We start from the raw sequence: 23,066 nt of genomic DNA, 5'->3' as shown, positions 1-23,066 counted from the left end.
TTTATCTTCCATATTTCTTTCACTCTGAAATATCAAAAGCACTAGGCGTGTTTTTAGCAATCGTCTTTACATCTATAAATGTTATGTCTGGCTTGTTATGCCTCGTCACTTTCATAATTATGTTTAGTAGCTCAACTACCGCTGACGCAGTCGGAGCTGGCTTCCTTATAATAGGTTTAATTCCAATATGTCTTGTTGGGTTAATCTGCAATTTAGTGGGTATTTTAAGTTTTTTTATAAACACAAAAAAATCCCCTAACCCATCATTCAAGCGGGACTGGCTACCGCCAGCCCCTTAATTCAAACGTTAATCACGCGCATAAACGAACGATCTTGCACACTTGGATTTCCGAGATAGTTGCGCTACTCTGGTAGCCGCTTAACTCCAGAATCAGGATTTAACATGAATACCGTCACTAGCTTTCCTCCTGTTGCAGAAACCTCTGCACACACTCTTATCTTGGGTAGTATGCCAGGCGTCCTTTCACTTAAAGCCAATCAGTATTACGCGCACCCGCGCAACGCATTTTGGCGCATCATGGCTAGCATCTATGGTTTTGATGCTGATTCACCTTATGAGGATAGAGTTCGGAAGTTAAACGCATCTGGTGTTGCACTTTGGGATGTTTTGCACACTTGCGTACGCACTGGCAGCCTTGATAGTGCGATTGATAATAGCTCGCAGATCGCGAATGACTTTGCGTTGTTTTTCGAACAACACCCAAATATTGAGCTTGTTGGGTTTAATGGAGCAAAGGCAGAGGAAAGTTTTAACAAACTATCATTACCACAGCTAAACATAAAGGGGATTAATTTCGTCCGCCTTCCCTCCACTAGCCCAGCACACACTTTAACCTTAGAACAGAAGATTACAATATGGCGCAATGCACTTGAGCACCATCAGGGCTGCACCTAACATCAGAAGCTGATATGCTAAGTTTACTCCAGCGCTCGCCATCAAAATGCTAGTTTGGCGTGTTTATTTTTACTGATAGTGACTAATCCCTTTTCCCAAATCAAAGCCTACCCCACCACGCAGTTGGGACTATTGAGTCCGAAAGGTCTTCACCAATCGACTAAACCGCTAAAGCAACAAGTTGATTGCGAAAGCGCGCCCTTTATGTGATAAGTTAGAGTCCTAAACAAAAGTATTACCTTAATTACTGCACTCTCAATCGGTTGATCTATATCAGCTTCGCATCTGCTACGTTACAATGATTCAATACTAATTTTGCAGTCAATAACAGCACGGAGTAGTAATGGGTCAGCAATTTAACGAGCTATCTGAAAAACATATTCAATTTATCGCTGAGCAAAAAATCTTCTTTGTGGGTACAGCTTGCGCCAATAGCCGTGTGAATGTTTCGCCTAAGGGGATGGATTCATTACGGATAATCAATAATACGCGTATTGCTTGGCTAAACGTGACTGGTAGCGGTAATGAAACAGCTGCGCATGTGCAGCAGGATCCTCGAATGACTATTATGTTTTGTGCATTTGATGGCGCCCCCTTAATTTTACGGTTGTATGGCACAGCAAAGGTTTATCACAAGGGAGATGCGGAGTGGAATGACCTTTTCCCTTTGTTCCAGCCGTTACCTGGTGCCCGCCAAATTTTCGATGTGACGCTTGATCTTGTGCAGAGCTCTTGTGGCATGGCGGTGCCTTATTTGTCTTACGATGGCGATAGAGAGCAGCTCTCGGCTTGGGCCACCAAGAAAGGTGATGACGGCATCAAACAGTATTGGGAAGATAAAAATCAATTGAGTATTGATGGCACCCCTACCAACATTGTAGCCAAAAGCGGCTAATACGTTATCAGCACCGGTGAGCACTGAATTGTAGTGCGAGCTTTTAAGGTTCATTATCATTTAGGCAGCAGAATGCGACATCAGGGGGAAATTACAGATTGGAAAGATGACTTAGGGTATGGCTTTGTTGCGCCCAATGGCGGTGGCCAAAAAGTATTTGTGCATATTAAGCAATTTTCCAAAGCATCACCACGGCCGATTAATGGTGATTTAATTACATACGAGCTGAGTACTGATCAGAAAAAACGCACTTTTGCCAAAAACATTGCATTTGTAAGACGCAGAATAATACAAAATTCACCTAATAAAAATAGCACATTAGGCGTTAAGTTCTCCGTGATTTTTTTGGCGATTTTAGCGCTCACGGTACTGGTAGGTAAAACTCCATTAGCAATATTGATGATATATCTAGCACTAAGTACGATTACGTTTATTAATTATGCCTTGGATAAGTCAGCCGCTAAGAATAGCCGCCAAAGAACGCCAGAAAGCCAATTGCACTTATTGAGCTTGCTTGGCGGCTGGCCTGGTGCCGCAGTTGCCCAAAGCATATTGCGCCATAAGTCAGTAAAAAAAGAATTTCAAGCAATATTCTGCGTCACTATCATCATAAACTGTGCCGTCATCACATGGTTAATGTACTCACAAAGCGGCGCACGTTTTATTAGCGCCTTGGTCGGTGCGTAACCAGTGTTATCAATTTCGGTGAACGCTACAATGCTTTGAATGCCTTATAATCATTTCAGGCTTGATAATAACTTTAGGCTTAGGTGGCGCTAGGTCACGCTTTATATCAAACGTTAGATAGGTGTCACAATGAACTGGTTTTATTTAGCCATCGCAATAGTTTCAGAGGTTATTGCCACATCCGCACTTAAAGCGGCAGAAGGCTTTACGCAGTTAGTACCCTCAATAGTAGTGGTGGTAGGCTATGCTGCGGCGTTTTATTTTCTATCGCTCACGCTGCGCACACTCCCCATTGGTATTGCTTATGCAGCATGGTCAGGTATCGGCATTGTTCTAGTTTCGCTTATTGGCTGGTTTGTCTATCGCCAGCCACTTGATACAGCAGCCATCATTGGCATCAGCCTCATTATTGCTGGGGTTGTGATACTTAACTTTTTTTCTAAATCTACAGCACATTAGGCACATGCCCAATCTGTTATTTTGGATGAAAATTAGCGCCAGATTGCATCGTTAAACTTTAAGGAGAATCATTGTATGCGTAACAGTGTTTGGTACTCCCGTTTTGCTAAGATTGCTGCACATTACTGCGGCCGCCCTCGTGTCTTTTCCATGGCGGTTGCCGTGATTTTGATTTGGGTACTCACTGGCCCGCTCTTTCATTTTAGCGATACTTGGCAGTTGGTCATTAATACCGGTACAACCATCATCACTTTTTTAATGGTATTTTTGATTCAAAATACCCAAAACCGCGATACTGAGGCTATCCAGCTCAAACTTGATGAGTTGATTAGGGCAACTAAAGGCGCACATAACGCCCTGCTTGATTTAGAAGAGCTTGAAGAAGAAAATCTAGATGCATTTAAGATGAAGTATCAAGCACTTGCGGCCACAGCACGCTCAGAGCTAATACTTGGCAATAAAGATACCGGCACGCCAGAACCATGAAATCTAAAACCATGAAAAAAAGCATAGTATTGTTGGCAGTAGGCTTATTGCTATCGCTCAGCGGACTAGCTGCACCCGCACCTTGGTATAAATGGAAAAGTAAGTTAAACAGTGAAGTGTGGTGCACACAAACCAGCCCCGGTGATGGCTGGGTACTGTCTAGTGGGCCATACAAAGATGCAAACTGCAAAATTGATGGCCGCCCCGGCAAATGACAGCTAAGTTAATGCTGGTATATTTAGCGTGCCTAGTCATGGCCTTAAAAGCTAGCCTCAAGGCCATGACTATCACAATGACTAGTGTCACTTATTTTGTGTAATATCAAAGCTACCGCAAATGCAATACTCACTCTGTCATACGCCACCAAAATACCAGTTTGGCGTGTTTCTTTTTACTTATGGTGACTAATTGCGTTTTAATCTCGCCTTTATACTCGGCACTCACTTGGTACCTACCTTGTGGTAAGTTTGCTAAGAAATACGGCCCTTCTGTGTCAATATCCAGTACAGTATTTTTACTACTATCTTGAATCTGCAGCTTAACTTCTGATAAATACTCTTCTAAGGCGCCAGACTTTTCTACAAACACAGCTTCTAGTGCATAATTCTTAGCACTGCCGCGCATAGCAACTGATTCTGATTTACCTATACCGCCTGAGAGATAAGTAACATCCCCTACAGTGACAGGGGTTACTGCACTCATATCTGGTTCTGCTGCGTCTTCAGGCACCATTTCTTCTGGCACTACTGTGTAAGCGTACGTACCAATTGAGATTGATACAGCTACAAGTGCAATGGCGGCGATGATGGTATGCTTTAAATAGTTCATTAGTATTCTCCTTATTAATATTAAAAGCAGTAAAAGCTTACAACCATTCTATATCATAGATATTTGATTTATATATTAATGTTTAATTCATTTATAGTTCGCATAAGCACCATATACCAATCATCATCCACAGACAACAAACGCATCGCAACTATTAGCCATGCTTTAAACCATGCGGGTGTTTACAGAAAAGAATAAACATCCCATTTGAAACAACAACCTCCTGCAACATTATCAATTGGTATGTAGGCAGCTAAAGCACAGAATATTGAGGCTCAACCGGACGGAATATCACTCTTAAATAATGCTTACCAGAGCGCTCTATCTCATTAAAAAACAAGGCGCATGCAATGTGCGCGCCTTGTATATTAATCACATCAAAGTGATGGCCGATGTGCGACAAGAATCGTAAATTAGGATTAATTTGGCCGCCTTTTGTAATGGCCACCTCTGACAATTGCGGAAGAAATATGGAGATATGGCGCCACCTGAGTTTATCGAATGAGTACCCTAATAGCTCAACAGCAGCTTTACTACAACTTCTAATCATACCGTTGTCATAAATGGTCAACTCTGGCAGATTCAACCCTGTATCCTCATGATAATCGTGCTTACCTAAGACATTAGTTGCAAGTATGCCTTTAACTTGATGTGCAGTTGATGACGCGTTCATTGTACCGTCTCCGTTTGTAGTGCTAGCCAGGTCATTATCTTTCGTCCGAACTCAAACCCATAGGATTCCGCTGTAGCGCTTGCAATCACAGTAATGCGCGGAAATAAACACGACCCATCTGTGCTATATGATATTTCATCTCTAGGTGACGTCTTATTTATAGGCGGCTGAGACGCAAACGGACTAGCTGGCTTAGACAGTTCGCTAATGGGGTCTTGGGGAGATTTTTTTACCTTAGTGGCTTTTGCTGTAAGCACCATGACCCCCTTGATTAAACTATTAAAAAACCAAAGGCACCACTAAATTAAAGTTGTTGACCTAATTTAGCGTTGCCTCTGTTCGGGTAATAATTTAACCTGATTGATGTATTTGGTACATACGGGTGAACACGTAAGCATTAAGCCTACAACAGCTATTGGAATAAAAACCCTATGGCTAATTACCCAAATCCTCAATCGCATCAATCACCAAACCAGTGCCCACCGCAATTAATAAAATATCTGCAGCGACTCTGACATAGCGATGGCCAGAAGGTGGAACGCCTAACTCAACCACTAAGCGTGGCGGTAAATCCTGATATACCACGTCTCTAGGAAGCGGACGGCCTACCCTCCACTTTTTGGCCTGACCTGGAGGCATGCATCCGTTGTTCTTTTTAGCTAAGCCTGGTGGGCAAAATCCTGATTTGCGATCTCTGTCATAGTACTCATGCACAACAGTACGCTGCCTATCGCCAAAATGGAGGCTGACACTCACATTGGTATCACCACCACGGCTGTTGCCACTGTCACGGCGATCATATCGATCACCGCTGTAATCTCTATCTTGCTCCTCGTAACTCTGAGATGGCTTTTTAGCAAACGCAGTTTGAGGGGGAACTATAGCAGCAGAAAAAACAAGACCTAATAATAAAGCCTTGGGAATATAACTTAACTTAAAAACACGTGTTTTCATCATCAATCTCCTACCTCTCTATAGTATCTAACTATACCTACAACGTAGGTTATCACAAAGACACTTAAAGATTACCCTCTAGAGGGATAAGATACATCGCACTGTGGTATTCAGCATGTTCTAAAATTACCAATAGGCAGTATTTAGAACATGCCAAATAGGGCAGCACTGCCAATCACAACTACTCAGCGGCAGCCGCAGCTGGCGCTGCAGGTGCAGCCGCTGGTGCTTTGCCTCCTTGTAGCGCCTCAATTTTTTGATTTATTAACAAAAGCTCCGTTTGTGTCATGTACATTAAGTCATTATTACGACTGACCCCAACGATTGCTACCACCAGTGCCAGTAATGCCATCACAAAGGTTGCGGCAACCCAGATACCTTGTCTGCCTGGTTCAATCATGTTATCCATATTAGCCATGTTTCACTCCCTTAAGTTATCAAGTTAAACAACATACCAACCACACTGCACTACAAAACCAACTACCACTACAGATTAATGGATGCTAAATTCCCTTTAAGTTTTAGGTTTATTCAATGTCGAAGCTATCTGCGTTGCCTCTTGTTTAGTGCCAAAATATGCAATATGTGTACGCATATCATTACCAAGCACTAACCTCACGCCAACGTCTGCACGTAAATCATTACGCTGAACAAGCTGTGGAGAATCAGGTAAGCTATCTTTTAAGAGCTGGGCTTTCTCATGGTGCCCGTCTCGATACTGAATTTGTGACTTTTTAACGATAAATGGTTTTTGATTAGTCAACCTTGTAACTGGGTAGCCGTGCCCTAGTAGGAATTTACCTACTTGCCCGGCCATACCGGTCACGCCATTACCGTTCGCAACCTCTACGTGTGCTTGCGCCCAATTCACCACCACAGGCTGCCCCGCTTCGTGCACTGGCGCTGCACTCAACTGCTGCGATTGCAGCTCAAACACATTGGGGGACAATTGCACTAGCTTAACACTGCTATCCACCACTGGTACTTCGCCAGGTAAAGGTGCAGGCCTAATCACCCCCTCGTTTTTAGGGAGTGCCAGCTCTTGTACGTCCGCTTGTGGTGCGGTTGCCTTAGCAGTAAAAATCTCAGAAACATTGGCAGATTTTGGCGCGGCTGAATCAGTTATACTTTCTTGTGGTAATGCATCCTGTGCAGGCGCTGCCAAACCAGCGGCTTTAGCCTCCACACTAATCGCCTGAGTAAAGGCTTGAATGGACTCCCCCTGACTACCAGCTTTAGCATAAGCCATGCCTAGATTATTAAGCGCACGTTGATTAGTTGAGTCCAGCGTAGTGGCTTGTTTCAGTGACGTAACCGCCTCTGTATATTGCCCTTGCAAATAATAGGCATAACCCATATTGCTATATAAATGCGCTGCAACCGGCGCATAATTAAGTGCAGATTTAAATGCTTCAATGGCTTTTTGATACTTGCCTTGCCTTGCATAAACCACACCTAAGCCATTGTAAGCTTCTACAAAGCTTGGATCTGCATATACAGATTTTTGGTAAGCTTCAATCGCCAGACCATCACGTTGCTGCCCTTGGTAATATCGGCCCAACTTATACATCGCGCTCGCACTGGCTTGTGCGCTGCTTGTTTTGATATTGGGGCTAATCACCCAGGGTGGTGCCTCACTCACCTGCGGGCTAGATGCACATGCGCTTAGTATTGCAACACAACACGCCACAGGTAAGACTTTATGTTTGCTTTTCATCATTCACCTCCATACTGCCACTTAAGCTACAACTTAACTAACTTGGCTTATCAACTTACTGTCCGGCAAGTGTTGGTAACAAAATGTTGTGTATGCTAATAAAGGCTGGCCCCAACAATACCAATAACATGGACGGAAAAATAAAGAAGATAAGTGGAAATAACAATTTAACTGCAATTTTTGCCGCGGCCTCTTCAGCCATTAAACGGCGTTTAGTGCGTAAGCTATCTGCATGCACTCTTAGTGAATCTGAAATATTGGTACCAAAACGATCAGACTGCACCAGCATGGCAACTAGCGTATCAATTTCTTCCACACCTGTACGCAATGCCAAATTACGCAATGCACGCTCACGTGAGCTACCAGCACGCAGCTCCAGATTAATTAAATGCAGCTCCTCGCCAAGTATCGGGCTTCTTACATGCATTTCTTCACCCACTCTAGCCAGCGCCGCGTCTAACCCTAAGCCTGCTTCTACACACACAATAATCAGATCAAGTGCGTCTGGAAAGCTCTCAAATATTTCACGTTTACGTTTATCAATACGATGCGACAACACTGCGTTTGGCAGAAAATAACCAATCGCAGCCAGTAGAATTAGCATCATCATCAGGTTGTTAGGCTTAACGATAGCGCCAGAAATCACGGTGTATAAAATAAACAAACTTGGCAACGCAAAAGTAAGAATGGTTTTAGCCGCAAAGAACAAGATTGGCACACTTGCACTACGCAGCCCTGCATTCATAAAACGAATACGTAGCTGTGATTGCTCCCACCCCTCTTTTGGCAAAGACAGTCTGGCAATTGGCCCGGTTAACTTAACAATACGACTTATCCAAACAGGATCATCTTCTGTTGAATCAGAATTATCATCTTTTAATATTTTTAGCCTAGCATCTAAAGGGCTGGCGCTAAACTGGCCAACAACGACCATCGCAACAATAAAAACTGTGATAAAGATAAGAACCAGATAAATTATTTGAATTGTGTTCATGATGTTCTCACTTATTTAATATGTATCAGACCCTAATTTTGATAATCCGCCACATCACAAAAATACCAAGAACCATCAATATCAGTGCCATTATCACCATTTTCAGACCATTGGGATCTGTCCACAGCACGCTCAAAAACTTAGGATTGACCAACTGCAGTACAGCACCCAACGCAAATGGTAGCAATGTTAGAATCCAAGCAGATAAACGCCCCTCCGCAGATAAAACACGTACAGACCCTAGCAATTTCAAACGAGCTCGAATCAAATCACTGATATTCCCCAAGAGCTCAGCTAAATTACCGCCAGTTTCACGCTGTATCAGCACCGCAATCACAAAATAACTGACATCGGTACTTGGCACACGCCGGACTAAGTTCATCAAGGCCTCTGATGTTGGAATGCCGTAATTAATTTCATCAAACACAATGCGGAACTCAGAAGCAATCGGATCAGGCATTTCAGTGCCAACCATCTGCAATGCGCTAGGGAAAGCATGACCGGCCACCATCGCCCGCCCCATTAAATCAAGTGCGCTTGGTAATTGCTGTTCAATCGTCGTAATGCGCTTTTGCTTAGCACTCAACACATAAATAAGTGGCAAGCATGCAAAGACAGCTGCAATAATGAGTGCCACGGTTAAGTTTGCTCCAAAAAACAGCGCTACTGCAAACCCTGCTGCCGCTAGTAGCAAGCAAATACCTAAAAACCTTGCCACACTATAATTTAGCCCAGATTGTAAAAGCACTTTGTCTATCTGATTAACCCTAGGAAATTTCTGCAAAAGACTGGCAATGCCAGGCGACTCAGCAAGCATGCGTTGCTTAACTAAGCTGCTTTCATGCTCCTTACCAAGTGCCATCGCCTCCAGTCGTCTTCCAATGCGCTTTGCTTCCGGCCCCTTGTAAGCGTTCCAAGCCATGTACGCGCCTTCTAAAAATAGCACTACCGCCAAAAACGCTAATATCGCAAATAGATAGTAGAGATAGTCCATATTAAGCTCCTCTCCTACTCATACAGTTTTGTTGGATCAAACAAGCTATCTGATATTTGTACACCATGCACCCGCAGACGCTCGATAAATTTTGGCCGGATACCGGTTGCCTTGAGGTGCCCCTGTACCACCCCTTTTTCAGACACGCCGGTTTGCTCGTAAACAAAAATGTCCTGCATGGTGATCACTTCACTTTCCATGCCGGTAATTTCTTTGATGTTGGTCACTTTACGCTGACCATCACTTAAACGAGTAATATGAACAATGGCAGTCAGTGCAGAGCTAATTTGCTCACGCATTGCCTTGGTTGGCAGATTAAAACCGGCCATACCCATCATATTTTCTAGGCGAGTTAAGGCATCGCGCGGCGTGTTGGCGTGCACGGTCGCCATTGATCCTTCATGGCCGGTGTTCATGGCCTGCAACATATCAACCACCTCAGGACCACGCACCTCACCGACAATGATACGGTCAGGACGCATCCGCAAACTGTTTCTCACCAGCATGCGTGGTGTCACCTCGCCTTTACCTTCAATATTGGGAGGACGTATCTCTAGGCGTACAACATGAGGCTGTTGTAATTGCAGCTCGGCTGCATCTTCAATGGTAATAATGCGCTCGCTTTCTGGAATAAAACCAGAGAGCACATTAAGCAATGTTGTTTTACCAGTGCCGGTACCACCAGATATCAAGATATTCACTTTTGCTTTGACTAAACCTTCAAGCACCTCCGCCATTTCTGGCGTTAAGCTTTTATACTGCAAAAGGTCTTTCATCAGCAATGGTGTGATAGCAAAACGGCGAATGGATAAAATTGCGCCATCGACAGCCAAAGGCGGAATAATCGCATTCACACGAGAACCGTCTGGTAAGCGTGCATCCACCATCGGGCTAGATTCATCCACCCGCCGCCCCACGCCTGAAACAATTTTATCAATAATCTTCAGCAAATGCGCTTCACTTTCAAAACGCACATCACTTAGCTCTAACTTACCTTTACGCTCAATGTAAATCTGGTTATAGGTATTAACCAAAATATCTGAGACTGTTGGGTCTGCCATCAGAATTTCCAATGGCCCCAACCCTAATACCTCATGTTGAATATCACGCACAAGATTCATGCGTTCAATATCATTAATTGCCACATCCTCCTCTGTAAGCAAGCGCTCCACTAGCGTTTTTAACTCTGCCGTTAGTAGCTCGGGCGGCATGTTCTCCATCATGGAAAGGTCTACGCGATCTAGCAGCTTACGGTGAATACGTGACCTTAACTCCTGATACACCTTATTACCCATCAAACCATTAGTTTGGTTGCCATGCGGGTCAAGCACCGCATCTTTTTTTACATCTTCTAATCGATCACGTAATGACATAATTAAATTCCTTCCTCAATTCAGCATTTATTCTTATCAACATCTAGTCAATCGTGCATGCCGCAGCCACATTCAAAGCTATGATGCATGATGTAGAAAGTTATCTAGCCAGCCAGATTTTTTGGCTTTAGAGCCTTCTACCAAGCTTTCTGCAACTTCCTGTAAGGCTTTAGTCACCGCATCATGCTTAGCAATTTTTACGATAGGCACACCCTGATTAACGGATGCAGAGACTGCTAGGTAGCTATTTGGTATGGTTTTATAGACTTTCACACCTAGCGCGGCTTCTACATCAACTAATCGGATATCCCCACCTTTCTCATGCCGATTAAGCATGATATTAATTTTTTCTTTTGCGTAACCCAGCGAATGAAAAGCATGTAACAACCGTTTTGAATCTCGTATAAAAGGCAATGTTTCTTGCAGCACAATAAAGATCAAATCTGCATGATCTAGCGCTTTAACCCCAGTGGAATTAAGTGTTCTGCCAATATCCAACACCACAAATTCATATTCTGATGTTGTCAGTTTAAGTAGCGCATCAATATGCTCTGGCTTAACATCCTGTGCTGATTCAGCATCTTCTGGTGCAGCCAACACACTAAAGTTTGGCAAAATATGTACCATAGAAGATTTAAGCAAAGAAGCATCTAACCGCCTGATATTCTTGGCTACGTCGGCGAGTGTATTGGATGGAACATGGTCATTCACAAACAGAACAGCATCACCAAACTGCAGGTTTAAATCTAACAATGCCACCTTAGCATTGCTGCTTTCGGCCAATATATAAGCAAGATTACATGCCAGAAACGTAGCGCCACTGCCGCCTTTACTCCCCACAAATGCAATGACCTTACCTTTTTTGCTTTTTGGTGCAGATTGCCTCAGCTTAAGCTCAACGCGACCCACTGCCGCTTGCAAATCACTCGCCTGCAATGGCAAACTCAACACATCTTTCACGCCGCTGCGCATTGCCGACATTAAGAACTCTGATGATGAGTTTTGCGATAGCAGAATGCTTGATATATGGTGAGCGCGCAGACTGATCCCCTCTAAAATACTGAGATTACCGTTCTCTATACACACGCTATCAATAATCATCAAATCTGGGTGCTCAGCCTCTACCATTTGCGCCAAGCTACTAAATCCATCCCCAAACACTAAGGCGTGTTTAGACGCTTCTACCCCCTTAATACTAAGTAGAACTTCTTCTCTCAACACCTTGTTAGGCGAAATCACTATTATTTTCATTTTTTTGCCGCCATTCTATTTATGAACCGGTGTAACCTAAACTTTCCGCTGGCATCGTTACTGTAGAGGCCGGAATCGGCAAATTCAGGAACGGAAACAACCCAACCATTGGCGTATAATTTGCGCCAATGATAGAAACCTGCACAAATGCAATACAGCCTGTGGGTCCAGTTAAACAAGCTGCAATATTGTCTGATGCACTTAATGGAAACGGGCTAGGCACGGCACCACTGGCCGTCAAGTATTGAATATCAATATTAGCTGCTGTAATTTCAGCACCAGCTGGCACAGAGGCCCCTCCAAACAGGGCCAATATTTTTGCCGGACTAGTGTTGGAGTTATCAACCCATCTAACCACAGCCTCACGTGCTGCATGACGCGTCACTTCCTGCACAGTGTTATAAACATAAAACAAACGCCCAAACTCTAAAATGCCAAACAGTAAAGTGAATAACAGTAAGGCAATAATCGCAAACTCAACCGCCGCAGCACCTTGCTGCCGTTGTCGCCTGCTGTAATTTTTCATCATGTTAAGCATTATCAATTCCCTTCAATGCATATACCGCATAGCAGTAGAAGGCGATAGCGTAGTAGCCCAGGTCGTTGACCCTACTGGCAGGAAGATTGGAATCAACCCACCAATCGTAATGGGGTACGCATTAATCGCAACAATGACATAAACTGGCGTGTCACAATTTGGCTCACAGGTCACTGTCACGTCTGCTGATGTAAAACTGGGCACTTGTGCGAACGTTGCTGCATTAACAACCATCGTTTTTGCCTGATCTTGTGTTGCGGTATCAAGCGCCACCAAAGCACTGACTCTAGTGTTAGAAAGATATCTAGCACCATCACGAGTGGCTTTGGTTAAGGCATCGTAGTACCAAAAAGCTCGGCCAAACTCCACAATCCCTGCCACAAACATCAGTAATAGCACCAATAGCAGGGCAAACTCAATAGCTGCAGCGCCTTGCTGCCTTGCTAGCCCTAATCTACTGTTAAATTTTAGTTGTGTGATTTTCATGATTATCGGTAAAGCTTAATATCACTCGTTGGTAAAGGAGTTGGCAACAAACCGCCAAACTCTACAAAAACATCACGGTCACCTGCAACGTCAGATCTCCTCTGCATCAAAAACCGACCTACACCAACCACTGTCGCTGGCCGGCAAACACCACCTGCTGTTGTGCAATTAACAATCACCATATTAAGCACTCTGCGCCCAGGCTTACCAGGCCGATAAGCCACTGGTGGCGCTGTAAAGAAGTTTCCACTCCCTTGTGCATAAGGTGATGGTTCTGGGTAAGAGGTTGCCGTATTTCCCTGATATAAGGTTGGCCAATCTGAAACAACCGCACCACTTCTGCGGAAACCAGCCCACAACACGCCGTAATCTGTTGCTGTTCTTAAACCATATGGCTTAGACATACAAGGGCGGCTTGGTGGTCCGCAAAGGTTGTTAACGTTAGCCCTTTGAACAAACTGAATAGTTTGCTTATTAGGGTCTGTTCCCATCCAATCCCTAGGTGCTCCAACACCGCCATTGTTATAGCGATACTCTTTCACATTGGTATCGGGTGGTGCAGTTGCTGGGTCACACTGATTTTGTGGTGTGTAGTCACCAAACCGAGAGTCCAATGCAGATAATTGCGGGGTAGATATCCCAGTGTTGGTGTTAACGTTACCGCCGATAATAGGAGTAAAACCAGTTTTACCAGTGCACACATAAGGCCTAGTCGCATTCGTATTCGTCACAGTGCAAACACCCGGCACATTGGATTCAGGGTCAATCCAATACATCGTACCCGGTCCAATGGGGTTAGCTTCGCTCACTTTATATGACACACCACGCTCGTACCCAAGCTCATTCGTTGTGCCTGGGTCTGGCAATTGACAGATAGCAATTGGCGTAATATCAACGGCATATTTGCCAGCAACTGCCATACCAAAGGTCTGTGCAGTACTTGCTACCCCCGGTAACACCTGAATAAACCAAGTGTTGATGGTACGTAAACCTGTATCTACTTTTAAAAAAGTCTTATCTCCAGCTAAGGCATCAGTGGTAACCGAGCTAATCGGCACCATACAGCCATCAGCTGGGCAGCTACCTACCCACATATTGCTGGCATTAACAGTTACCGCCGTACTATTCAGGTTGAATTTATTCTTGCCTGCCGCTTCAATCGCTCTGGTAATCGCGTTATTAATGCCGGTTACTCTTCCGTTAAGCTCTCTAGCACCACTGAGCGAAGAAGAATCTGCTGCGTTTTGTAGTTCGGTTCTAGTCACATAAAGGTGACCTAGATCTAACACCAAACCCAGCATCCCTACGAGCAACACTAAGCAGATTGCAACGATTAACGCTACTGCACCTCGCTGGCGTTGCATGCCATGCGGATTACATTTTATATGCTTGCTCATGTGGCTCTCCTTCGCTGCCCAGTGGGCGTCAAAGCCTTACCTTGTCCCACTACTACTTGTACTACCACTTCCAGCACCACCACCAGTGTTACCAACCCCAATATTAAATACGTTGGTGGTAGCAGGTGGCTGCGTAAAGGATTTATGGTACCTATCTACCGCTGCATCTGCAGCCGCACCGTCTATGCCATAGACAGCTTCATTAGTCATTGACGCATCTGGGTTGATTGTCTGCTGCGCTTTCGCCGCATTTACCGCCTCACCAAAATGCTCATCCAGTACTGGCGTTTTACTGGTGGCGCAACCCACCATCGTGGCAGATGCGATCAAGGCAGATAGAATGTATTTCAATGTTGAGGTGTGCATGACTATCTCCTTATTTCATTTCAAAGCCATCTTTAGCACCACTTTGCTCTGGCGCTGCCGTATTAGGCTGAGGTGCAGGGGCACTTTGTGCTGGGCTGTCTTCTGCTGCTGGCTCAGCTGGTTTACCTTCTAACTTACCGTTCAAGAAGAACTCTGCTTTGCTTGGTGGGGTAAAGTTATCAGTAGGTAACGCAAAGTTAGGTGGTAGTGGTTTAACCAAGCGCGGTGTCACTACGAACAACAGCTCAGTTTTATCTTCTTGGAAAGAACTACTGCGGAACAATGCCCCAATAATTGGAATATCACCCAAAATAGGGAAGCGTCTCACACTTTCAGTCACGTTATTTTTAATTAAACCGGCAATGGCAAAGCTTTGCCCATCACGGAGTTGCACCGTGGTAGATACACGTCTTACAGTAAATGACGGGAATACACTACCGCCCACTGTAGTACCACCTTGTGTAAGCTCTGAAACCTCTGGTGCTACCCTTAGGTTAATCATCCCTTCTTCAAGCACGGTTGGTGTAAATTTAAGGCCAACACCAAAATCACGCTCCTCCAAGGTAAGTACAGAAGCACCGCCGCCTGTATTGTTTTGCGGTACAGGGATAAAGATTTTACCGCCTGCCAAAAAGCTGCCTTCTTGACCACTAATAGCAATAATATTAGGCTCAGCTAAAATCTTGACGACACCATCTTTATTTTCAGCGTCAATTTTAATTGCAGTATTGCCCTTCGTAATGGTCAACAAACCACCGGGAGATAATGGATCAGCACCAGTAAGGCTTAAAAACCCTGAGGCAATCGCATAGGCCACACCACCATTCACACGAGAAGCTCCAAATGATGCGCCTAATTTATCTACCAAGCTTTTTGACACTTCAGCCATTTTCACTTCAAGCATCACCTGTTGTGGCGCTGCTATCTGTAGCATATTAATGACTTTTTTCTCTTTATCTTTGCCGCCATATGCCTCTGCCAGCGCCATGGCTTTATCTGCTTTCACCGCATCACTTACCGTGCCGCTCAGTACCAGAGACTCAGCCGCAGTGCTTACTTTAATGCCTTTTTCATTAGGCATGATTTGCTGCAATTTTGATTGTAAGGATGAGGCATCCATCGCTGTGGTCACGGCAACCACCCTTACATCCATTACTGCAGACTGACCAGACTTATCCAAGATAATCACCATGGTTGAGCCTATGGCTTTGGCGTGCAGTACCACCTCTCGAGGACTGGTGACGTCTACCTGTACAATTTTGTCATCATCTACCTTCACACGTTGCAAGTTCACCCCTGCAGGTAACCTCACCAAGTGCGATTGCCCTAAAGACAGCTCAACGCTAGGCACAATCTCCGTAGAGGATGGCGTAAGTCTAGCTACCTTTTTAGGCGTTACCGCAGCTACCAAGATATTCTGCATAGTTGCTTGAGGCTCGGCTGCATGTAGCGGTGCTATTGAAAGTAGCGTCATGCCTAGCATAGCAGCCAGAAGATTACTGACACAGAACCTTAATTGGCTGTGTAAAAACTGATCACGTTTGATCTTGTGCTTGTTCATCTCATTTCTCCCTGACAATATGCCGTTTCTCTTTCAAATTTCGATACGAGCTAGGTTTTGCTTAAGTATTGACTTAACTCATCACCACTTTCTCGATCTCACTGTGTTTTGAAACTAAGCGCTTCCATTCATAGATGTTTCATTACTTACACTGACTACATTCACAGTTTTACTGAACCGATGGTTTAAACTCCTCAACGGTTTTGGTCGCGCCACGCACCACCTCAACCTGCTCATAGCTTTGTTTCTGCATTACAGGTTTACGTACTGCAGATTTTTTCACTACATGTTTAACTGGAGTTTTAACAACAGGCTGTTCTGCCGCTGCCGCCATGAGTGGAGCGGGTGGTTCATCTACACGATTAAGCAAGTTTTTCTTGGTTGATCCCTCTGTAGTCACCACGTTCTTATCAGTCTGATTACGCAAAACCAGTGACAAAGTACCAACACTACGTGCCAAATCTAATTTCTCAGCTTGTGCTGGCGTTACCTCAAGGGTTACTGCATTCACCACTTTTGGTTTTGTTTCATCTCGGTTTTGCTCTTGCGCTACAGCCAATACCATAATGTGCTCAAGTACAATTTTTGAAATGCTCTTGTTCACGTTTTCAGCTCTCACGCTTTCATCTTCAGTATTCACTACAATGTCTACATAGTTACCAGGCAATGCAAAGCCTGCCACACCCACCACATCATTCACTCTGACGGTCATTGCACGGTTTCCCTCAGCAATCACCGCAGACAAACCACCGGTTGCACCAAGTGGAGCCAATTTAGACTCCAGCACAGGCTCGCCTTGTAATAAGCTGGTTTTTACTACCCTCGCATCTAAAGTTTTAATATCATCAGCCGCACCAAGGGGTACGCTGCCTCTTGGCCAATCTGCCAACTTAAGCATTTGCGGTGTAAGCGGTGTGCCTAAATCAATATTTATGGCAGCCACAACCACTTTGCTAGAAGCTACCGTAGCAGCTTGTTGAGAGATCCAGCGTGAGGCTAACACTACAGCGCCTAACCCTATGCCGACTGAAACCACAATCATCAAAAATGCTCTTGGATTTTTCATCTGTCATCCCCTTTATTTTCTGTTCTCATCAACATATCGTGACGCATTCATACATTAATCGTGGGCAAAATAGTTGTTCCAGGCCCAATCCAGCAACTCTCTACTCATCACTGCTGGTTTACCTTCATATCGTGCAATATCTCTAAGCTGCTCCAATATGTCTCTAGGAATACAGGCAAATAGTGGCCTGCCTGTCTTGTAGTGATGTTCATGCAACAGATAATTAAACCCCTCTTCACTGAAAGGAATATTAGTTTCCTCGCAAACCTGTTGCGCAATTACGCGATATTCGTCCTCGCTTAATGGTCCAACATAAATTTTGTAGCCAAGCCGGCGCAAAAACGCTTCATCGGTGAGCTTGCTAGGGGCTAAGTTAGTGGAGAACACCACAATCACATCAAATGGCAACATGAATTTTTTTCCGGTATGTAACGCTAAGTAATCCACATGGCGGTCTAGCGGCACAATCCAGCGATTCATAATATCGACAGCAGGTGTCAACTGGCGTCCCAAGTCGTCAATAATCAGCAACCCATTATTAGCCTTCACTTGTGGCGGTGCCTGATAAAAGCGAGCGCTCTCATCAAAATCTAAATCCAGCATGGATAGCGTCAATTCACCGCCTGTTTTAATCACGGGACGGTGACATGTCACCCAACGCTGATCAGACATCACACGACGATCTAACCCCAGCCCACCAACTTCATCGGCTGGCACAGACGGGCGATGGGTGAGCGGATCGAATACCTGTATTACCTCGTTATCCACGACAATGGCATGCGGTATTGCTACGTCACCTGATAACAATTTGGCTAGATGCTCTGCGATAAATGTTTTACCGCTGCCAGCGGGCCCGTATACAAAGATTGCCCGGCCGGAGTTCATGGCTGCGCCAAACTGTTTGAGTAATCCTTCTTTAATGACTAAGCCATCAAAAATTCTTAATAGATTCGGCCGAGTCACTTGCATATTGACAATAGACTGTTGACGCACTTGCTTGATATAGGCCAACAAACTGACGGGAGCTGCACCTACATATTGATTTTTACGTAAATAATCTTCTGCCCGTAATCTACCTAACTCCGTTAGGTTGTAGGCAATCGCAGTTTCAGCCTCACTGCTACGCACGGCCTCACACATGCGCTCTGTGCGCATAAAGGCGAGCAATGGCTCAAGTACTGCAACTGGAAGTTTTGCGTAATAAACCAGATCCATCAATCGCATCTGGCCACGTAAGAATAGTGCTTTTGTTAATAGCTCTACAATGAACTGAAAGCCTAGACCCGTTTCGTCAATAGTACTAGGCTGCATGGGAACCAGTGTCTGACGGCGCTCCTCATGCGCTTCCCTCTTATATTCTGTCATGCCTATTGTCATGATTTCATTCACTTTTTCGGTTAGTTTTATTTGTTTATTTTTGTATTATCTTTATTCTTTTGGGGTTACACCCCACTTAACCAATACGTAAACTCAGATACTTAATAGCGCTTATCCACTCTCCATGAACTTATACTCATGAACACCAACCATCATGACTACAAGCGCTGCCAAATCAAGTAAGCAAAGGTGCCTAAACTAATCGCCACTGCATAAGGCAACTTTCCTACTGAAACTGGTAAATCATTCATCAATGGTGCCTGCCCTGTACTCAACTTAACGGCACTTCCGTAAAAAATCAGTTTAATGTTTTGCAACATAGGCCTTAGCTGTTTTGACCACATCACCACCAATATCGCCATCACACCACCTGTAACCAATGTGGCTAACACAGCACCTAAAACATCATTGGGACCCAAAAAAGCGCCAACCATCCCCATCAACTTCACGTCACCGGCACCCATCGCACGTAACCAGTAGAGTGGTAGAAACAAACCCATCCCTACCGCCACCCCTTTTAATGCCGCCAACCAACCCAAAGCACCTGGAATCTGCGAATTAAAGCCCCAGCCTTCAGGTAAAATTCCGTTTAAAACCACACCGAAAAACATGCCTGCAAACACCAATTTGTTTGAGATGCGATGGCTGCTAATATCCTGCTTTGCCGCCAATAACATCAGCACCAACATGGGCACTAACGCTAACAATCCCATCAGCTTCGGTGTCATTTTTATCTCTCTTTTACTCAATAAACCTTGCAAACTGACTACAATGGTTAGCAACCGTGGTCTTGATTAATGCCTGATATCACCCTTGTACAGACCGGACAACACCTCAAGACCACAATTGCCTCCCTATACTGTTACCCACTAAGGACAAGCAGCAGGAGCACCACCGAGGGCAGTTGCAACAGACCTGAAGGTTTCGCACACACGGGTACCTGTTGTTGTTACTGCAGCGATAATCACGACTGCAATCAATGCCGCAATCAATGCATACTCAATAGCAGTAACGCCTTCTTCATCGTTAATAAAACGCTGTACACCTAAATATAGCTTTTTCATTTTAAAACTCCTTTTTATTGAAAAACACGTCATACAAAACTACCAATCGCTTACTGCTCTCTTGTGCTTTTTCACTTTAAGGGTAAATTCCCTAGTGCTTATTATTCTTTTATCAGCTTGATTCATTTGCCGATATGCGTAATCTACTGCAATTGATTAACGACTAATATACGAGCGAACCCTTAGTCTTTTAGAGGGTGTTTAAATTAAAAACCCTTCCATTTCTTTAGCTGGCTCATAAGCTTGTTCATATTTTTAATCACGCAACTCCCCTTTAAATGCAGGATGAACATGAAAAACTCATGCACACAAGAATCAACCCGTCTATACCAACATACCCACGCCAACACAGCTTCGCCCGCGGCTCTCTCTACTAAGGGCAAGCTGCTGGTGCACCGCCTAACATTGTTGCAACATCTCTGAAAGTCTCACAAACACGCGTACCTGCTGCTGTAACTGCCAGGATAATTACCAGCGCAATCAGTAAGGCAATCAAGGAATACTCGATAGAAGTAACACCTTCTTCATCGTTGATAAATCGCTGCATACCTAAATATAGCTTTTTCATTTTAAATCTCCTCTCAATCAAAAAAACAAAGCTGCGTCGATTGGCAACTGCTTCAGTTTAATTATTAAGTACTTATTATTTAGTGGCTTAGCCAGCCTGGCTGCCAAGTGTTCAATCTACTGCAATCAAATAGCGACTCATATACGAGCAAACCCTTAGTCTATTAGTGGGCATTAACAGGCACACACCCTTTTGTTTTTAATCTATAATCATTGACATAGCCGTGTTAGATGCGTCTTGTTAAAGGACTTTTCTTGGCCGATCCATTACAAAGTTTAAGTTTTCAAACGCTGTTTGATGCAGTAGCTGATGCTATGCTGCTCATTAGCGACACAGGCAAAGTGACAGAGGCCAACACAGCCGCACTCTCGCTACTGGGCTACACAGCACAAGAGATTATTGGCCTCAAAGTTGAAGTACTTGTCCCCAAGCGCTATAAAGCCCAGCATCTCAGACACCGAACAAAGTTCATACAAAACCCAGAAAAACGGCCGATGGGTAGTGGTAACGAGCTTGCTGTTTTAACAAAAGAAGGCAAAGAGTTAGAGGTAGACATCGGCCTAAGCCCGATCAACTATCAAGAAAAACCCTATACATTGGTTACCTTTTATACGGTAGCTAAACGCAAAAGCGTAGAGCAAGCCCTACGGATTAGTGAAGAAAGCTTAAGGCTTGCAAAAAAAGCAGCGGGACTCGTTGCTTTTGATTTTGACGCAGACCTTAAAATGCGTGATGCAAATGAGCAGCTAATCGCATATTGGGGAACAGAGCCAAGTAACACCGAGCAAAAATCAGAAAAAAACAACAACACTGCAACGCCAACGATTCACCCAGAGGACAGTGCGATTAGAGCATCAGCCATCCTCCATGCGATAGACCCAACAGGCGATGGTGAGTTTAAGGCGGAGTACCGCATTATTAACCCGACTACCGGTGACTTGCGTTGGATATCTGCCACAGGACGCGCCCACTTTAGAGATGGGCACGCTACTAGACTATTGGGCGTAGTAAGAGACATTACCGAGCAAAAAGTACTCGAAAAAAAACTACAAGACCAACATGCCGAAACTGAAACACTGTTCGCCAAAGAAGTGGCGACACAAACCGCATCAGCCATTGCGCACGAAATCAACCAGCCATTAACTGCCATTTCGGCTTACAGCGAAGTTGCATTACACGCGCTGAAGCAAAAGGTCATAGACTCAGCTAGTCTCAAACGCGCACTTGAAGGCTGTGTAGCACAAGCACAGCGTGCGGGTAGCAGCCTACATGAGCTGCTTTCGTTTCTGCATAAAGGCGAGATGATACGAGAGCAGTTAGACATTAACAATGTGGTCAAAGAGGCACTCTTAGTCGCAAAAAGTTATGGTTACTCTGATTTCCAACCTGTGCTGCAATTAGAAAACAACATAAGACTCGTGCTCGGTAACAAAACTCAAGTGCTCAAGATACTCGTCAACTTGCTAAGAAACGCGGTAGAAGCAATGCGCGAGGCAGAGATAGCATCCTCTGAAATCAGCATTACCGTACGCACTAATGCAAATATCAACATGGCACACGTCACGGTGCAGGATGTTGGCCCGGGCTTAAATCATGAGGTTGCCAAACATATTTTTGAGCCATTTTTCACCACAAAAGCTAAAGGAATTGGTATGGGGCTTGCCATTAGCCGAACCTTGGCGGAAGCGAATGGCGGGCAGCTCTGGTTAGATCCTGATGTTAGAGTAGGTGCAACATTTCACTTTACCCTCCCATTTTCATCATGAAAACTACTCCTCCTACCGTTTACATTATTGATGACGAGCCCGCAATTCGTGACTCATTAGCCCTCATGATTGCGCAAGAGAATATCCCTGTGATGACATTTGAAAGCGCTCAGGCATTTTTAGAGGCCTGCCCGCAAGAGTGTTCAGGCTGTGCAATTATTGATTACAGAATGCCTGAGATGGACGGGCTAGAGCTACAAGCTGAGCTGGCTAAGCGTGATATTTCCCTACCCATTATCTTTTTAACAGGCCATGGCAATATTCCAACCAGCGTTAAAGCGATGAAGGCTGGCGCCATTGACTTTTTAACCAAGCCAGTCCGCCGTGAAAAACTCATCAGCGTGGTCATCGCTGCCATGATGGAATCAGAAAAAACACTCGCAGAAAATGCTAGCTACAAAGAAGCGGTGAAATGCATAGCAAGCCTGACCGAGCGAGAGTACGATGTCATGCTACTAGCGATTCAAGGGCACCACAACAAAGACATAGCACGTCAGCTTGGCATTAGTCACCGCACTGTGGAGATCCATAAATCTAATATCATGCATAAAACCGGCGCAAATCATGTGCTTGATTTAGCACGCATCGCCCATAAAAGTGGTTTAAAAGAGTAGGCCTTTGTTACTAACCTAGGGCTAAATAACAACCAT

27 protein-coding genes are annotated in these 23,066 nt (G+C 44.5%); 8 read left to right on the top strand and 19 right to left on the bottom strand.

What is annotated here, in order from left to right; genetic code table 11:
• The first annotated feature begins 403 nt into the window (after positions 1-403).
• The 6 genes from ACSSU7_RS02150 (at position 404) to ACSSU7_RS02125 (ending at position 3,658) form a co-directional block, all read left to right on the top strand.
• The gene (locus ACSSU7_RS02150) at positions 404-916 is read left to right on the top strand and encodes a DNA-deoxyinosine glycosylase (protein ID WP_492517106.1); all 513 of its coding nucleotides are present in this window, start codon (positions 404-406) and stop codon (positions 914-916) included.
• 343 nt (positions 917-1,259) lie between these two features.
• On the top strand, positions 1,260-1,811 hold the full coding sequence (locus ACSSU7_RS02145) for a pyridoxamine 5'-phosphate oxidase family protein (RefSeq protein ID WP_492517105.1): 552 nt from the start codon (positions 1,260-1,262) through the stop codon (positions 1,809-1,811).
• A gap of 72 nt (positions 1,812-1,883) precedes the next feature.
• Positions 1,884-2,498, top strand: a complete 615-nt coding sequence (locus tag ACSSU7_RS02140; RefSeq protein ID WP_492517104.1) for a DUF1294 domain-containing protein — start codon at positions 1,884-1,886, stop codon at positions 2,496-2,498.
• A 129-nt stretch (positions 2,499-2,627) separates the two neighbouring features.
• Entirely contained in the window at positions 2,628-2,957 is a 330-nt protein-coding gene (locus tag ACSSU7_RS02135) for a DMT family transporter (RefSeq protein WP_492517103.1), read from the top strand.
• A 75-nt stretch (positions 2,958-3,032) separates the two neighbouring features.
• Positions 3,033-3,443, top strand: coding sequence for a low affinity iron permease family protein (locus tag ACSSU7_RS02130; RefSeq protein ID WP_492517102.1), 411 nt, complete (start codon positions 3,033-3,035; stop codon positions 3,441-3,443).
• An 11-nt stretch (positions 3,444-3,454) separates the two neighbouring features.
• On the top strand, positions 3,455-3,658 hold the full coding sequence (locus ACSSU7_RS02125) for a hypothetical protein (protein ID WP_492517101.1): 204 nt from the start codon (positions 3,455-3,457) through the stop codon (positions 3,656-3,658).
• A 130-nt stretch (positions 3,659-3,788) separates the two neighbouring features.
• Here ACSSU7_RS02125 and ACSSU7_RS02120 read toward each other — a convergent pair whose 3' ends face one another.
• The 19 genes from ACSSU7_RS02120 to ACSSU7_RS02030 all read right to left on the bottom strand — a co-directional run bounded on the left by ACSSU7_RS02120 (position 3,789) and on the right by ACSSU7_RS02030 (position 20,650).
• Positions 3,789-4,271, bottom strand: coding sequence for a hypothetical protein (locus ACSSU7_RS02120; RefSeq protein WP_492517100.1), 483 nt, complete (start codon positions 4,269-4,271; stop codon positions 3,789-3,791).
• 253 nt (positions 4,272-4,524) lie between these two features.
• A complete protein-coding gene (locus ACSSU7_RS02115; RefSeq protein WP_492517099.1) occupies positions 4,525-4,944 on the bottom strand; it encodes a hypothetical protein in 420 nt (139 codons plus the stop codon).
• A gap of 435 nt (positions 4,945-5,379) precedes the next feature.
• Positions 5,380-5,901, bottom strand: a complete 522-nt coding sequence (locus ACSSU7_RS02110; RefSeq protein ID WP_492517098.1) for a hypothetical protein — start codon at positions 5,899-5,901, stop codon at positions 5,380-5,382.
• 178 nt (positions 5,902-6,079) lie between these two features.
• Positions 6,080-6,316, bottom strand: coding sequence for a hypothetical protein (locus ACSSU7_RS02105; RefSeq protein WP_492517097.1), 237 nt, complete (start codon positions 6,314-6,316; stop codon positions 6,080-6,082).
• Positions 6,317-6,412: 96 nt separating this feature from the next.
• On the bottom strand, positions 6,413-7,618 hold the full coding sequence (locus ACSSU7_RS02100) for a LytR C-terminal domain-containing protein (protein ID WP_492517096.1): 1,206 nt from the start codon (positions 7,616-7,618) through the stop codon (positions 6,413-6,415).
• A 52-nt stretch (positions 7,619-7,670) separates the two neighbouring features.
• A complete protein-coding gene (locus ACSSU7_RS02095; protein WP_492517095.1) occupies positions 7,671-8,609 on the bottom strand; it encodes a type II secretion system F family protein in 939 nt (312 codons plus the stop codon).
• Positions 8,610-8,634: 25 nt separating this feature from the next.
• Positions 8,635-9,603, bottom strand: a complete 969-nt coding sequence (locus ACSSU7_RS02090; RefSeq protein WP_492517094.1) for a type II secretion system F family protein — start codon at positions 9,601-9,603, stop codon at positions 8,635-8,637.
• Positions 9,604-9,617: 14 nt separating this feature from the next.
• Entirely contained in the window at positions 9,618-10,976 is a 1,359-nt protein-coding gene (locus ACSSU7_RS02085; protein WP_492517093.1) for a TadA family conjugal transfer-associated ATPase, read from the bottom strand.
• A gap of 78 nt (positions 10,977-11,054) precedes the next feature.
• Positions 11,055-12,227: a CpaE/TadZ family protein gene (locus ACSSU7_RS02080; RefSeq protein ID WP_492517092.1), complete on the bottom strand. Its 1,173-nt coding sequence runs from the start codon at positions 12,225-12,227 to the stop codon at positions 11,055-11,057.
• 19 nt (positions 12,228-12,246) lie between these two features.
• Entirely contained in the window at positions 12,247-12,765 is a 519-nt protein-coding gene (locus ACSSU7_RS02075) for a TadE/TadG family type IV pilus assembly protein (protein WP_492517091.1), read from the bottom strand.
• Positions 12,766-12,777: 12 nt separating this feature from the next.
• Positions 12,778-13,251, bottom strand: coding sequence for a TadE/TadG family type IV pilus assembly protein (locus ACSSU7_RS02070; RefSeq protein ID WP_492517090.1), 474 nt, complete (start codon positions 13,249-13,251; stop codon positions 12,778-12,780).
• Between the two features lie 2 nt (positions 13,252-13,253).
• The gene (locus ACSSU7_RS02065; RefSeq protein ID WP_492517089.1) at positions 13,254-14,648 is read right to left on the bottom strand and encodes a pilus assembly protein TadG-related protein; all 1,395 of its coding nucleotides are present in this window, start codon (positions 14,646-14,648) and stop codon (positions 13,254-13,256) included.
• A gap of 36 nt (positions 14,649-14,684) precedes the next feature.
• Positions 14,685-15,014 (bottom strand): hypothetical protein, encoded by a 330-nt coding sequence (locus ACSSU7_RS02060; protein ID WP_492517088.1) that lies wholly within the window; start codon positions 15,012-15,014, stop codon positions 14,685-14,687.
• A gap of 10 nt (positions 15,015-15,024) precedes the next feature.
• Positions 15,025-16,575 carry a type II and III secretion system protein family protein gene (locus tag ACSSU7_RS02055; RefSeq protein WP_492517087.1) on the bottom strand — a complete coding sequence of 517 codons (1,551 nt, stop codon included), beginning with the start codon at positions 16,573-16,575 and terminating at the stop codon, positions 15,025-15,027.
• 169 nt (positions 16,576-16,744) lie between these two features.
• Positions 16,745-17,641 (bottom strand): Flp pilus assembly protein CpaB, encoded by an 897-nt coding sequence (gene cpaB, locus ACSSU7_RS02050; protein WP_492517086.1) that lies wholly within the window; start codon positions 17,639-17,641, stop codon positions 16,745-16,747.
• A 54-nt stretch (positions 17,642-17,695) separates the two neighbouring features.
• Positions 17,696-19,006 carry an ATP-binding protein gene (locus tag ACSSU7_RS02045; RefSeq protein ID WP_492517085.1) on the bottom strand — a complete coding sequence of 437 codons (1,311 nt, stop codon included), beginning with the start codon at positions 19,004-19,006 and terminating at the stop codon, positions 17,696-17,698.
• A gap of 170 nt (positions 19,007-19,176) precedes the next feature.
• Entirely contained in the window at positions 19,177-19,746 is a 570-nt protein-coding gene (locus ACSSU7_RS02040; RefSeq protein ID WP_492517084.1) for an A24 family peptidase, read from the bottom strand.
• Between the two features lie 141 nt (positions 19,747-19,887).
• Positions 19,888-20,082 (bottom strand): Flp family type IVb pilin, encoded by a 195-nt coding sequence (locus tag ACSSU7_RS02035; RefSeq protein ID WP_294838455.1) that lies wholly within the window; start codon positions 20,080-20,082, stop codon positions 19,888-19,890.
• 373 nt (positions 20,083-20,455) lie between these two features.
• Positions 20,456-20,650, bottom strand: a complete 195-nt coding sequence (locus tag ACSSU7_RS02030) for a Flp family type IVb pilin (RefSeq protein WP_492517083.1) — start codon at positions 20,648-20,650, stop codon at positions 20,456-20,458.
• Positions 20,651-20,904: 254 nt separating this feature from the next.
• Between ACSSU7_RS02030 and ACSSU7_RS02025 the strand changes: the two genes are divergently transcribed.
• Both ACSSU7_RS02025 and ACSSU7_RS02020 read left to right on the top strand, forming a co-directional pair.
• Positions 20,905-22,416 (top strand): PAS domain-containing sensor histidine kinase, encoded by a 1,512-nt coding sequence (locus tag ACSSU7_RS02025; protein ID WP_492517082.1) that lies wholly within the window; start codon positions 20,905-20,907, stop codon positions 22,414-22,416.
• Entirely contained in the window at positions 22,413-23,030 is a 618-nt protein-coding gene (locus ACSSU7_RS02020; protein ID WP_492517081.1) for a response regulator transcription factor, read from the top strand. The genes ACSSU7_RS02025 and ACSSU7_RS02020 overlap by 4 nt, the downstream gene beginning before the upstream one ends.
• Positions 23,031-23,066: the final 36 nt, after the last annotated feature.

The sequence above is a fragment of the Methylotenera sp. E1MeOHC1 genome (assembly GCF_058745595.1).
Note: the sequence above shows the minus strand (reverse complement) of the source record. Positions and strands in the feature narration are given on the sequence as shown.